Origin of the sequence: Mycoplasma sp. NEAQ87857 (assembly GCF_009792315.1) — a bacterium.
In the GTDB taxonomy this organism is placed as follows: domain Bacteria; phylum Bacillota_I; class Bacilli_A; order Mycoplasmatales; family Metamycoplasmataceae; genus Mycoplasmopsis.
This window is the reverse complement of record NZ_CP045542.1, coordinates 601,192-615,453: the sequence shown is the minus strand read 5'-3', so window position 1 is coordinate 615,453 and position 14,262 is coordinate 601,192. Positions and strand designations below refer to the sequence as shown.

The 14,262-nt window shown below is 24.8% G+C and carries 12 protein-coding genes; 5 read left to right on the top strand and 7 right to left on the bottom strand.

The features are described from left to right. Positions 1-107 precede the first annotated feature (107 nt). The 7 genes from GE118_RS02115 to prfA form a co-directional block, all read right to left on the bottom strand. Positions 108-977, bottom strand: a complete 870-nt coding sequence (locus GE118_RS02115) for an aromatic motif membrane protein (RefSeq protein ID WP_158763807.1) — start codon at positions 975-977, stop codon at positions 108-110. Further along, positions 964-1,824: an aromatic motif membrane protein gene (locus GE118_RS02110; protein WP_158763806.1), complete on the bottom strand. Its 861-nt coding sequence runs from the start codon at positions 1,822-1,824 to the stop codon at positions 964-966. The genes GE118_RS02115 and GE118_RS02110 overlap by 14 nt, the downstream gene beginning before the upstream one ends. Beyond that, positions 1,814-2,707: a hypothetical protein gene (locus GE118_RS02105; RefSeq protein ID WP_158763805.1), complete on the bottom strand. Its 894-nt coding sequence runs from the start codon at positions 2,705-2,707 to the stop codon at positions 1,814-1,816. Before GE118_RS02105 ends, GE118_RS02110 begins: the two co-directional genes overlap by 11 nt. After that, positions 2,685-3,383 (bottom strand): ABC transporter ATP-binding protein, encoded by a 699-nt coding sequence (locus tag GE118_RS02100; RefSeq protein WP_158763804.1) that lies wholly within the window; start codon positions 3,381-3,383, stop codon positions 2,685-2,687. The genes GE118_RS02105 and GE118_RS02100 overlap by 23 nt, the downstream gene beginning before the upstream one ends. Continuing rightward, on the bottom strand, positions 3,383-5,149 hold the full coding sequence (locus GE118_RS02095; protein WP_158763803.1) for an ABC transporter permease: 1,767 nt from the start codon (positions 5,147-5,149) through the stop codon (positions 3,383-3,385). The genes GE118_RS02100 and GE118_RS02095 overlap by 1 nt, the downstream gene beginning before the upstream one ends. Before the next feature lie 78 nt (positions 5,150-5,227). Next, positions 5,228-5,947, bottom strand: a complete 720-nt coding sequence (gene prmC / locus GE118_RS02090; protein ID WP_158763802.1) for a peptide chain release factor N(5)-glutamine methyltransferase — start codon at positions 5,945-5,947, stop codon at positions 5,228-5,230. After that, positions 5,947-7,026 carry a peptide chain release factor 1 gene (gene prfA, locus GE118_RS02085; RefSeq protein WP_158763801.1) on the bottom strand — a complete coding sequence of 360 codons (1,080 nt, stop codon included), beginning with the start codon at positions 7,024-7,026 and terminating at the stop codon, positions 5,947-5,949. The genes prmC and prfA overlap by 1 nt, the downstream gene beginning before the upstream one ends. A gap of 326 nt (positions 7,027-7,352) precedes the next feature. On the opposite strand from prfA, the gene GE118_RS02080 reads away from it, so the two are divergent. The 5 genes from GE118_RS02080 to GE118_RS02060 all read left to right on the top strand — a co-directional run bounded on the left by GE118_RS02080 (position 7,353) and on the right by GE118_RS02060 (position 14,218). After that, positions 7,353-10,004: a DEAD/DEAH box helicase gene (locus GE118_RS02080; protein ID WP_158763800.1), complete on the top strand. Its 2,652-nt coding sequence runs from the start codon at positions 7,353-7,355 to the stop codon at positions 10,002-10,004. Beyond that, on the top strand, positions 9,994-10,641 hold the full coding sequence (locus GE118_RS02075) for an SWIM zinc finger family protein (RefSeq protein ID WP_158763799.1): 648 nt from the start codon (positions 9,994-9,996) through the stop codon (positions 10,639-10,641). The genes GE118_RS02080 and GE118_RS02075 overlap by 11 nt, the downstream gene beginning before the upstream one ends. Before the next feature lie 152 nt (positions 10,642-10,793). Next, the gene (locus GE118_RS02070; protein ID WP_158763798.1) at positions 10,794-11,636 is read left to right on the top strand and encodes an N-acetylmuramic acid 6-phosphate etherase; all 843 of its coding nucleotides are present in this window, start codon (positions 10,794-10,796) and stop codon (positions 11,634-11,636) included. Between the two features lie 309 nt (positions 11,637-11,945). Further along, complete coding sequence (locus tag GE118_RS02065) at positions 11,946-12,272, top strand: hypothetical protein (RefSeq protein ID WP_158763797.1); 327 nt, start codon at positions 11,946-11,948, stop codon at positions 12,270-12,272. Then, a complete protein-coding gene (locus GE118_RS02060) occupies positions 12,272-14,218 on the top strand; it encodes a PTS transporter subunit EIIC (protein WP_233262737.1) in 1,947 nt (648 codons plus the stop codon). The genes GE118_RS02065 and GE118_RS02060 overlap by 1 nt, the downstream gene beginning before the upstream one ends. Positions 14,219-14,262: the final 44 nt, after the last annotated feature.

Here is a 14,262-nt window from a genome sequence, read left to right as displayed (position 1 = left end):
AAAAAATGATTAAATCATACAAATAATAATCAAAAGATGTAAAAATTTACCTAAATAAGGTTTTTATTGGTATAAAAAATAAGAGCAGTGCTCTTATTTTGTGGAAATTAAACCATATCTACTAAGGTATATTTCAGTTCTTGACCACCATATTTATCTTTAAATAAAACTCTTTTTGTACTGTTATCATCTTCTAAATCATAAAAGCTTTTAGTATCATTGACATATTTTTTAAGATCAAAATTTTGTAATTTATTTTTTGATTCTAGTAATTTTGGAAAAGTGTAAATGTAAAAAAGTAAATTAACACTAGTTGGTTCATTTGATTCTTTATTTTTTGTGATATTAAGTTGAATAATAAAGCCTTCACTAGTTAATAAATAAACAACAGTTTCTTCTGTAGTAATGCTGTTTTCATAACTATGAAAAACATAATCTATAATTTTATTTGATTTAGGTTGATAAAAAATCTTGTATAAAATATTATTTTTCTTATTATTTATATCAATATCATTGATATTAGATTCAAAATAATCAATACTTGGATCTTGGATAAAGACAGCATTTTGTAAATTAAATAAAAATCATAATCAATTTTGCTTTGCTAAAGAATCATCATCATAACTTAAGACTTTATTAGCAGTGTTTATTGGTTGAATTGGTTTTGTAAAAAAGCTATTTGATTTAAATGAAGCAGATATATTATTACCATAGATTAAATTTTGCTTAATTTTAGTTTTATATTTATCATCCAATAAGCTTTGTTGATTAATATATTGATTTTTTTGTTCTTGATTATCAAAAACATAATCCAATATTGCGGATATACTTTTTTGACTAACAAAATTATGAAATTGTTCTTGCTTAGGATTATTTAAATTATTAATATTTGCTACTTGATTACAAGCGATTAAACCTAAAAAACTAGAAACACCAATCATACTAAAAAAAGATTTTAGAATTTTATTTTTCATCATAAATTAATTGCATCGATGCAGCATCCCCATAAAGTTGTTTATCAACTAAATCTGTAATTCATTTATTAATAATTTCTTTATCATTATGGATAAAACCACTATGGATAATATTTGAAATTAAGTTTAGTGAAATCGGTCTTTTAGCTTTATCAAAGGTTCATAGCTCTGGATGAAACTTAACATAAGGTTGATTGTTTAAATTATTAATTGAAATTCTTCAAACACTATTATTGATTAAAACATATAAAACTTGAGTATTTCTTAGTTCTTTAGATTCTTCACCTTCGATAAAATCACTAATTTTAGCATCATTTAAACTTATATCTTTAACTCTGGGTTTAGCAAGTAAATTAATTAAATATTCTTTATCTAAATGAGCGTTATTATTCAATGGATTGTTGAATCAAAATTTAAAAGTAAGTTTAAATTTTGATAAATTATTTAGTACAAATAATCAATTTTGATTAATTAATTGATTTAATTCATCTTGTAGTTGAGTTTGTTGATGTTCTAGTGCTTGATATTCATTGTTATCGATATTTATGGTTTTAAGTTTTGTGGCAACTTCATTATATTTAACACTTCAATCTTTAAAAATTTGATTAATAGTAGGTGATTTTTGTTGATTAATAAATAGTAGTTTTGCAGCACTATTGGATTTATAAATTTTATTTAAAATCGCTTTAGTTAATTTATTTTGTTTATCAATTTCTTGATTATTGTTAATCACTTCATCAAAATCACTATCAACAAATTTAAATGATTGACTTACTTTGGAATAATTAACACAACTAATAGCACTTAAAGAAGTACCTAAGCTTATAAAAGTTATCAGTTTAGTTTTCATTGATTCCTCCTAGGGTGTATCTTTCGAGATTGATTTGATTATTGTGATTTAAATGATTAATAGTATTTATTAAACTATTAACATAGTTATTGTTTTTAAATAATAAAAAGTATTGATCAAAAGCAAAGTTGCTTTTGATTTTTTCTTCAGTAATTGAGCTTTCAATTAGTTTATGGTAATTAATTTCTTTTTGGATAATTTGTTGGTATTGTTTTAAAAATTGGTCATTAAATATTTGGATAAAATCATTGGTAAATTTTTGATTATTGAGCTTAATTATCTCAGGTAATCAAGTTAATTTATCTGCTTGTTTAATTAAAAAGGTCATATATTGATCATTAATATTTAAATAAATAATTTGATGTTTATCATCTAAATCTTTAATAATAAAATTATTGATTTGTTTATTGTTTAAATTCAAAACTAAAGGTTGCTCTTGATCTTGTTTTTGGATAAAAAGTTGTTTTGGATTATAAAAAGTTTCTTGATTAGCATCTTCATTTAAACTACTATCATAAGGGTTAAAAATGAAAAATAATTTATTTAAATTATGAAGTAAAAAATACCAATTATCAACAATAGCAGTGTTTAAAATAGCTATAGCATCTTTGGTTCTAGATAATCTATTTGTTGTTTTATCTAAAAGTTCAACATTAAAAATAGGTGCTAAAACCATTGAGGAATGTAATTCAGTTAAATATTCATCACTAGTATTTAGTTGATTTTGTCTATATTGATTTGCAAGATTATTATCTAAAGTTAATTTAACTATTTCATCAAGTTTATTTTCTTGTTTAGTTATTTGTTTTGTTTGATTTATAGTGTTACAAGAAACTAAAGCAGGAGCAATTATTAATAAATTAGTTATTAATAATTTTTTCATAAAATAATTCCTCTAAGTTTTTAGTTTTAACTCCTGAATCAATAATTTGACCTTGATGAATTAAGGTAAATGAATTAACATATTGATCTAATTCACTTAAAATATGAGAACTAATAAAAATGGTTGTACCTTTTTGATTTAGTTCTTTTAATAATTTAAATAATTGATATCTAGCTGTAGGATCTAAATTAGATGCAGGTTCATCTAATATTAATAAATCCGGTTCATTTAATAAAGCTTGAATTAAAATAATTTTTTTCTTTTGGCCACTAGACATTTGGTTTGGATTTTTATTTTTTAAATGTGATATTTCAAAAATATCTAATAAATTATTGATTTTTGTTTCAATATCTACAATATTATTTAAGTTGCTTAATAATGTTAAATAGTTTCAAGTAGTAAGATTTTCAGGAAATAACATAACTTCTGGAACATAAGCTAATTTTTGCTTTGAAGCAATTAATTTATTATTAATTCCATCGATTAATATCTCACCATCGATATTACTTAATGCACCAATAATTGATTTAATTGTAGTGGTTTTTCCTGCTCCATTTTCACCAATAAAAGCATGAAAATCACCTTTTTTAACTTTAAAATTTAAATCAAAAATACCAGAATTCTTTTTCTTATTGTAAATTTTAGTTAAATTATTAATTTCTAAACTGTATGTCATTATTTGTAATCCTTTTTATAATAAAGTTGATATGATATGGTGCTTAAAATTGATAGAACTATAATTCAAATAATAAAATAATATCCAATGTTAGTTACTTGTTTATCACTTGCAACACTATATAAATCTTTAGTGGTAGTAAAAAGATAATTATCTTTAGGTTTAATACTATATCTAGTTACTACTTTATTAGTTTTTTTATCAACTTCTTGAATTGGAGTATAACTTTGATATCCACCAATTTGATAGTTATATTGACCAATTTTAATATTAAATGCCATTGGTGAATAATCCATTTTGTTTGGATTAAATAAAATAGCATCTAATAAAATCGGATAATTATTATTAAAGTATAAATAGTAGATTAAACTAGCAAATAAATAAATTTGTCTTTGAGTATAAGTTTGAATAATTTTATTTTTAATAGCATTTTGATCAAATACTGCAGTAGATGGATCGCTATAAGTATTTATTTGGTCATCTTTATTATTTAAAATAGTAGTAATGGTTTTTAATATTAATTGCTTAATTAATTCTTGATCATAAATCTTTCTTTTATTAATTTCTTGATTAATTTTGTTAAATAATTTGTTTGCATATTCATCAAAAAAGTCATTTGCTAAAGTTTGATTAACAATAGTTCAATCTATTTCACCAATTAAATTATCACTTGAAGCAAAGACAAATTTATCTTCAGGAAATTCTTGAATAAAGTTATTTGCATTTTCTCTTGCATAAATTATTTTTGAATCTAAAAGATTAGCAATAGTAGAATTATTTTTTAATAAAAACGGCACTATTGATAACTTATTGCTATCAATAGTTTTAATTAATGATGGGTTGTTTTTATTAATTTTATAACTATAACGCAATGATAAATCTCTTGGTTGGTATAAATAATTTGTTAAATTATTTTCTTGTTTAATAAAATTTGAATTTTTAACATTAAAACTATCAATAAATTGATAAGGTAAAGATAAAAAATTATAAATATGCATAGTTTGTGGTGCTTGTTTTGAGTTATTGTATGCAAAATCAATAAATTCTTTTTGTTTATTAGAAAACTCATTATTATCTACACCATTAGGTACTAAATATAGTTTATTTTGATTTTTAACAAAAAAACTTTCAATGTTGGCTACATTTCCTGAGCGATTATAGTTATATTTTTGATTTAAAAACTTAGCAAAATGATTTACTGTTGAAGTGGTATTAATATTAACACTAACTCCTGCAGCTACTAATGAGATACTAGTTAATAAATTGATTGATAGAGCTAATTTTGAGCTTAGTTTATAACTTAAAATAGCACTAATATTTCCAAAAAACATAAATGCCATAAAGAAGCTAATTAATGAGATAAAACTAATTAATAAAATTTGATCAAATAATTTAAATAATGCTAAGGCAATAATATTTAATATTAAAGAAAACAAGCTTCATAAACTAGCTACTATCATCAAAGTAATTAATTTAGCTAAAATGATTTTCTTTCTAGAAATAGGTTTACTAAAGACTAATAAATCTATTCCTTCATAACTTAATCCTTTGAATAAATACAATGCAATCAGTGAAGAATACAAGATTGTAATAAATATTTCAAAAGTGATTAGTATTAAAAATAAAGTATTGTAATCAAAATCATGATTAACATACTTAAATGACAAACTATAACTTAATACAAAAATTAAATTAATAGTTCAAATAAAGTAATTTAGCTTTTTCCTAGCTATTAATGAAAATAAAAGTTTTAAATATTTAGACATATTTCTCCTTTGTAATATTACTGTACAGTAATGTACAAATTATAAAATAAAAAATATTACTGCAAAGTAATATTTAAATTATTTAAATTTTATTTTTACAATTCTAGCTAAATTAGCAATATCGTTAATAATTTCTAAATCCATTTTGGTTGCTAAATCTTCTCAATATTCTAAATGTAAGGGATTAATTTCAAAATATAAAAGTCCTTTTTGATTTTTTAAATATTTAGGAGCTTGTTCAATAATTTTTTTATAAAAATATAAACCTTGATCATCTGCAAATAAAGCTAAATGAGGTTCAAAATTTAATACCGAATCACTTATAAGTTCTCTTACATCTAAATATGGTGGATTTGACACTATAATATCTAAACTATTAGGCTCAATATTATTAAATAAATCTGATTCTATAATATCTACTTTTAATTGGTTTAATTTAGCATTTTTTTGAGACTGAAGTATCGCTTCATTTGAAATGTCGCTTAATATTAAATTACAATTTGGTTTAGCTTTTTTAATAGCTAAACCAATAAATCCACTACCACAACATAAATCCAAAATATCTAAATTATCTTGAATTTTAATATCATTAACAACCTTTAATATTAATTCTTCAGTTTCGTATCTAGGAATTAATACATTATGATCTAAATTAATAACAACATCTGCCATTTCAACATATCCAATAATTTTTTGTACAGGAGTACCAATATTTAATTGTTCTAATTCAAAAGGAGATATGGTTTGATCTAGACCATATCTCCTTTTTTCTAATAATAAATCTTCTTTAGTAGGCATTAAATTCCTGCAGCTTTAACTTTTTCGTTTTGTTCTTCTGCTAATAATGCATCAATTATTGGGTTAAGTTTACCTTCCATAACAGGAGATAAACTGGTTGAATAGCTAATTCTGTGGTCAGTTACTCTATCTTGAGGGTAGTTATAAGTTCTAATTTTTTCACTTCTTGCTCCACTACCTGCAAGTTTTCTATATCCAGATTCTTCTGCTTGTTTTTTTTCAAGTTCTAGATCATATAATTTAGATTTTAAAATTCTCATTGCAATATCTTTGTTTTGGATTTGACTTTTTCCTTCTTGACAAGATACTACAATACCAGTAGCAAAGTGAGTAATTCTAACTGCTGAATCTGTGGTATTAACTGATTGTCCACCATTTCCACTTGAACGGAAAACATCAACTCTAATGTCATCTGGTTTAACTTCAATTTCAATATCATCATCTAATTCAGGCATTACAGTAACTGTAGCTGTAGAAGTATGAACTCTACCTTTAGTTTCAGTGACTGGAACTCTTTGAACTCTATGAACACCACTTTCAAATTTTAATTTTGAATATGGTTTATCACCTTTAACTGAAAAAGTGATTAAACTAAATCCACCACCTTCAGCTGATGAAGAATCTAAAATAGTTGCTTTCATATCATTTTGAGCACATCATTTTTGATACATTCTAAATAAATCACCTGCAAAAATATTAGCTTCATCACCACCAGCAGCTCCTCTTATTTCAACAATAACGTCTTTATCATCATTTTCATCTTTAGGAAGAATTAATATTTTTAATTCATCAGTTAATTTTTCCATTTGAGCTTGAGCTTCTTGAATTTCACTTTTTGCTAGTGCTTGCATATCTTCATCTTTATCTAGAACCAACATTTCTTTAGCGTTATTTAAGTTAGCTTCTGCTTCTAAATATTTTTCAAATGATTCTGCAATATCTTTAATATTATTAATTTCTTTTACGATCTTAGTGTATTTTTTGATATCTGAAACAATTTCTGGTTCCATTAATTGTTTTTGTAATTCATCATATTTACTTTTGATTTGTGTAAGAGAGTTGTACATTGTGTTTTCCATAGTTTTTTTATTTTATCACAAAAAGTGCTTTATTTTATCATATGAGCACAAATATTTAAACTATTTTTTAAGTTTTTTAAATGGCTTAAATTAAAAGAATTAAAATAGCAAAATACTATTTTTCATCACTTATTTATAAATGTAAGTATTTTTTGTAATTAATGCTAATTTAAAGAATAAACAATAGTTATGATAAAGAATTTAATTAAAAAATAAGTTTATAAAAACCTTAGTATTATTAATTATTTATGAAATACTTTTCATATTAAATTTAATTAGTGATATTTATTTTATAAATTTAAATCATTATCGATATTATTAATTGTATGACTAAAAAGAAACTAGATATATTCTTTACTGATCAAGATTTTTCAATTGATACTAAAGAATTTACAAAAACTAAAAATTTATATTCTCTAGATGAAGAGAAATTTATAAATAATTTTGAGCACAATAAATTTTTAACTATATATAACTTAAGTTTTACAAAAGAAATACCTTATGGTCCAGGAATTATATTTTTATGTAAAACCTTTCAAATGATGATTAAAAAAATTATTCAAGATCCATCAGTTGAAATTAATAAAGGAAATGTTGATATTCCAATGATACAAGATTTATATACTGATATTTATAATTTAGTACCTTGAGGTCATGATTTAAACTCAGGTAAAATCAATTATCAATGAGTTGAAAATTTATGATATTCAGTTTTAAAAGTTTTTAATCAAGAATGTAAAGAATATCAAGGTACTGTAGAAGAATATATAAATTCTAAAAATGCAAATTTACATGTTGCAGATAGAATATTTTTCCATTTAGCTGAATATAATGATCCAGAATATCCTTTTGCATTTTTAGCTACTTATTCAGCTCAAAAAGAGCAAGATCAAAAGACATATCATACACCTTTAAATAAAGCTTTTAAAGAATATAAAAACGATACAATGAAATTACTATCATTAATTTCTACAGTTATTAAAATTTCTAAAGAATCAGATTTTATTAACTCATTAGTTGAAAGCAATGAGTTATTTAGTCCAATTAAATTAACTATTAAAGAAGCATCAATATTTTTAAAAGAAGTTGATTTGTATGAAAAATATGGAATTGTTTGTGTTGTACCTAATTGATGAAAACGTAAGTCTCAAAGACCTAAACCAAGTTTATCTATTAAATTAGAAGATGAAAAAAGCATCTTATCAATTGACAATATTATTAATTTCGTACCTCAAGCTGAGATTAATGGTCAAAAATTATCTGAGGATGATTTATATGCTCTTTTAGATCAAGATGAAGGGTTATTTAGATTTAAAAATGAATGAGTCGAAATTAACAAAGAACAAATTAAAGACTTATTAGAAGCGATTAAAAAACTAAAGAAAAATCCTACTATTTCAGTTAAATCATTAATTAGCAATCAATTTGCCTTAGATTCAAATACCAAATTTGATGATAAAATCAACCAACAAATTGTAAAAATATTCTTTGATAAATTAAACAATACTATTACTAAGAATAAAAAAACTCTAGATACTTCGATTCCTAAAACAATAAATGCTAATTTAAGAGAATATCAAAAAGAAGGTGTTGAGTGATTGTTGGAAATGCATTCATTAAACCTAGGTGTTTGTTTAGCTGATGATATGGGATTAGGTAAAACTTTACAAGTTTTAACATTTTTAGATAAATTAAGATCAAAAAAACAAATTAAAAAAGTTTTATTAGTAGTTCCAGCATCATTATTAAGCAACTGAAAAGCAGAAATTAAACGATTTGCTAAAAATATAAGCTTTAAAATATTACATAGAACTGACAATAATGATGATTTTGAAAACAGCATCAATGATCAAACTTTATTGTATATAACTACTTATGGTATGGTTTCTAAAATTCAAAATCTAGTTAAAACAGATTTTGATATTGTTATTTTAGATGAAGCACAAAATATTAAAAATCCTACCACTATTCAAACTAAAGCAATAAAAAACTTGAAATCTAATATGCAAATTGCGTTAACTGGAACACCAATTGAAAATAATTTGGTTGATTTATGATCAATTTTTGATTTTATTAATCCAGGTTTATTAGGTAATTTAACTCAATTTAAACGTTTTATTCATAAAACTGATGAAGATTTAGAACTATTAGAAAGGTTAAAAAAGACAATTAACGCTTTTGTTTTAAGAAGATTAAAAACTGATAAAAAAATTATTAGTGACTTACCTGAAAAAATTGAATATAAAGATATAGTGGAATTAAGTCCTAAACAAGCTGCATTATATTTAAAAATAGTTGATGAAATAAAAGAAAAAATAGAAGGAAAATCTGGTATAGCAAGAACAGGTCTTATATTTTCTAGTTTAACTAAACTAAAACAAATTTGTAATCATCCTAATTTATTTTTAGGGAAAAATGATGATTTTAAATTAAGTCATAGTGGTAAGATGACTTATATTAAAAATCTTTGTGAAACTATTGCAAATAAAAAAGAAAAAGTTCTAGTTTTTACACAATATACAGAGTTTATACCACTTTTAAATGAGTGTTTAAAACAAATATTTAAATCTGAAGGTTTAATACTTCATGGTAAAACACCTATTAAACAAAGAGGTAAGCTTGTAGATGAGTTCAATAACAATGATAAATATATTCCATATATGATTTTATCTTTAAAAGCTGCAGGAGTAGGATTGAACTTAACTTCAGCTAACCATGTTATTCATTTTGATCGTTGATGAAATCCCGCAGCGGAAAATCAAGCTACAGATAGAACATATAGAATTGGACAAACTAAAAATGTAGTAGTAAGAAAATTAATTACCCAAGGTACTATAGAAGAAAAAATTGATAATTTAATTGAATCAAAAATGGAATTAGCACAAGATTTATTAAATATAGAAGGAAGCAAATATTTAACTGAAATGACTAATGAAGAAATTTTGAATTTAATAAGATTGGATAAAAATGATTACTAAAAAAGAAAAAGTTCGTATTCCTATTGTGGTGGAATCAAGAAGAATTATTACTTCTTGATCTGCTATAGAATGAATTAATTCACTAAAAACTTCTTATTATTATGATGAAAAACGTTTTACTCGTGCAAGAACTTATATGCGTAAAGGTAAAGTGATTCACTTTGAATTAAAAGCTGGAGAAATTTTTGCTCGAGTTAGCGGAAATGCTAGATGACCATATAAAATTTTAATTACAATACCAACTTTAGAGCAAGATAAAATTGATCAAATTAAACATTTAATTAGTGAAAATATTAATTCTTTAGTTGAATTAGAAGAGGGTAAGTTTAATGATACTTTTTCTAAAGAATTATATGATCCAAAATTAGGATTTTTACCACAATTAGATGATATGAGAGTTAAATGTAGTTGTCCTGATTGAACTATTTTATGTAAACACGTTATTGCAGTATTTTATGGTTTGGGAGTTAAATTAGATACTGAACCATTAGCATTTTTTGAACTTAGAGGAATAAAAACAAAGGATTTATTAAAAGAAAGTGTTGATACTGCAATTAAAAACATTGTTAAAAAGAAAGTTCAAAAAAGCAATCGAATTATTAGTATAGACAAAGCAAAAGAAATATTTAATATTTAACTAAAGCAAACAATAATAGAATTAAATTCTATTATTGTTTTTTATTTTGTTAAAGAATCTTAAGCTCTTAAATATGAAATAGTTTCATATAAAAATACTTTGTATTGTTAAAACTTTATTATTCTTTATATCATTAAAAAGATAGGAGAAATATGAAATTAGATACTTATGATACTAAAGAATTATTTGAAATTTTTACTAATTCTAATACTGGAGTAATTAAAATAATTCAACAAAAAGCTGCGGAATTTGAATCATTAATAGATAAAATTGTAGAATCAATCAAACAAGGTGGAAGAGTTTTTTATATTGGTGCTGGAACTAGTGGAAGAATTGGGATGCTTGATGCTTTAGATGTGTTACCTACTTTTGGCGAAAATAATTGATTTAAATACTCGATGGCTGGTGGTGATCAAGCTATTTTGCAATCGCTTGAAGGTTATGAAGATGATTTTGAACTTGGATATAATGATGCTAAGAAAAATAATATTTCTAATAAAGATGTATTAATTGGATTAAGTGCTTCAGGAAATACTAAATATGTTAAAGGTTTTTTAACATACGCTAAAGAAGTTAAGGGTTATACAGCTTTAATTGCAAATTTTGATAATGGTAGTTGTGTTGAAGTTTGTGATAAATATATTTTTATACCTGTAGGCCAAGAAGTGATTTTAGGTTCAACTAGATTAAAAAGTGCTACTGCACAAAAAATTATTTTAAATAACATTTCTTCAATTACTGCTATTAAATTAAATAAAGTTTATGATCAATATATGATTAATTTAACTCCAATTAATATCAAACTTCAAAAAAGAAGTATTGATATGATAGTCAAAATCACAAATTGTGATTATCAATTAGCTAATTCAACCTATAATCAAGCAGAGCAAAACATTCCTTTAGCTATTATTATGATTAAAAATAAGGTTGATTTAACTAAAGCAAAAAAGATTTATCAAGATAATGATTTTAACTTAAGAAAGTGTATTGAATAGGATTAAATGCTTATTTTTTAAATTAGCACTTGATTAATCAAGTGCTAAAAAAGATGCTAAAAAATAGTTAAACTCAAAAATATGGAACGGTTCGATATTTTTTTAGCACTTTTTTGCATAAAATAAACAAAAATTAGATTATGGAGGTTTTCAAAATTTTAAATAAGTATTATTTTATGAATATTTAAAACAATATTCGAGGTTTGGTCTCAAAAAAAAAAAAAAAAAAAGAACATAATTTATTGTGAGGGAATAATTCCGTAAGTTTTTACTTACAAAATCCAATATTCCCCAAAAATAAGAGGCAATATGTCTAATAAAGTGAATAGTTTAATTAAAAATGTAAAAAATATGCATATAGCACAAAAAATTTATGTTTTCTTGTGACTTATGTTTGTAGTTCTTATGGTGGTTACTGTTTTAGTAACTGCTTTCGTACCATCAAGTGCAAATATGACCTTTAGTGAAAAAGGTGATGCACTAAAAATGGTTCAAAAAGCTCATGATGCAATGCGGGCTAATCTCATTGCATCTATGGCTTTATTAATGACAATCTTTTTATTTAGTGCCATTGTGTTAACTGTTATCACAAATGGCTTTATTCTTAAGAAAAGCTCAAAAGTAAGGGGTGCATAATGACTGCTGTTATGACTAAAAAATCAAAAGCAAATAACAGTGGATTACACCGCTTTATTGCTAAATTAGGTAAAATTGGGGGAGCATTATTATTCCCTATTGCTGTGTTACCAATTGCTGCTATTTTACTAAGAATTGGATCAGACATACCTGGAAATACAGCTTTTTCAAGTATTGTAGGAACAATTATTTTAAAATCTGGTGGTATTGTATTTGATAACTTACCAGTATTATTCGCTATTGGACTAGCATTTGGATTCACTAAAGAACGTAGAGGTGAAGCGGCTTTTGCTGGTTTTGTAGCCATTATGTTGCTTTATGCAATAATGGGACCATTAGTAAATTTATACTATGGTTCAATAGATTTTGGAATCACTAAAGGTTCTGCTCAAACTGCAGTGATTTCTTCAGCGAACTTAAGCAATATTGATGGGCTTAAAATTACTACTGATAATAAAGTAATATACACATTCGCAAATGAATTTGATAAAAATAAAGAATTTTTAACAAATATTGGAGCATATGGAGATAAATTAATTAATATTACTCCAGATCAAGTAGTTGGTGGAAAAATCGCCTTTAGCTTCGGTGATGTTAATGCAACTACTAAAACTGTTGCTGTTAAAGCAAATTATACTTTAGCTCAATTTGGATTTGAAAGCTTATTTGGATCTAAATTTAATGCTGTTTTAGCACAAAACGTGTTAAACGGGATCTTAATTGGTTCTCTTGTAGCATATGTATACAATAGAGCTTGAAATGTAGAATTACCTAAAGTTTTAGGATTCTTCTCAGGAAGAAGATTAATTCCTGCATTAGCAATTATTACAACAATTGTATTTTCAATTTTATGAGCTTTAATTTTCCCATGAATTGGATATGTAATTTACATTATCTCTTCATCTATGTCTAAAGCTACATCAACAATTGGAGCTGATGGGAAACCAGTTCCTAGTTCATTAGCTCTAAGAGCTACAATTATGGGTGGATATGGATTCTTTAACAGATTATTAATTCCATTTGGATTACACCACATTCCAAACAACTTATTCTGATTCCAATTAGGAGAATTCCACACCGAAGCTGGAGATGCAGTTCATGGAGATATCTTTATCTTCTTACAAGGTGCTGCAAAAGGTAACCCTGGAGGATTATTCCAAGCAGGATTCTTCCCAATGATGATGTTTGGATTACCAGCATTAGTTGGTGCATTCTGATATACTTCAGAAAACACAGAACAAAGAAAAAGAGTATTTGCGTTATTTGGTTCAGCAGCTGTAATTAGCTTCTTAACTGGTATTACAGAACCTATTGAATTTGCCTTTGTTTATGTATCACCATTATTATACTTAGTCCATGCTATCCTTACTGGAATCTTTGCATTCATTACAGGATTATTTGGAATTCAAATTGGATTCGGATTCTCAGCAGGAGCTATGGACTACTTATTAAGTATTAATAAATCATTAGCAATTATTAGAGAATCAGGATTTACTGGAGCTGCAAAAGTATTTGCTAACCCAGGATGAATTATTCCTATTGGTCTTGTTTGTGGTCTTACATACTTCTTTGTAGGAACATTAATGATTAAGAAATTAGACTTAAGTACACCAGGTAGAAAAGATGGAGTTATTCTAGCTGAAAAAGAAGATGATGGTGTATTAACTCCATTAAATGAAGAAACTGGATCAGGATTATCACAAAAAGCAAAACAAATTGTTCTTGCTTATGGTGGATGAGACAACATTGTTGAATATAATAACTGTTCAACTAGATTAAGATACATCGTAAAAGATGGTACAAAAGTCGATGATCAAGCTCTTAAAAAAGCAGGTGTTTTTGGTGTTGTTAGAATGTCTGATACTACAATTCACTCAATAGTTGGAGTTGAAGCTGAAGGGCTTAACACTCAAATCGTTGAGCATAAAGGTGAAACTTTAGAATAATCAATTATAATTAAAAACTAAGGACATTTGACTTGTTCTTAGTT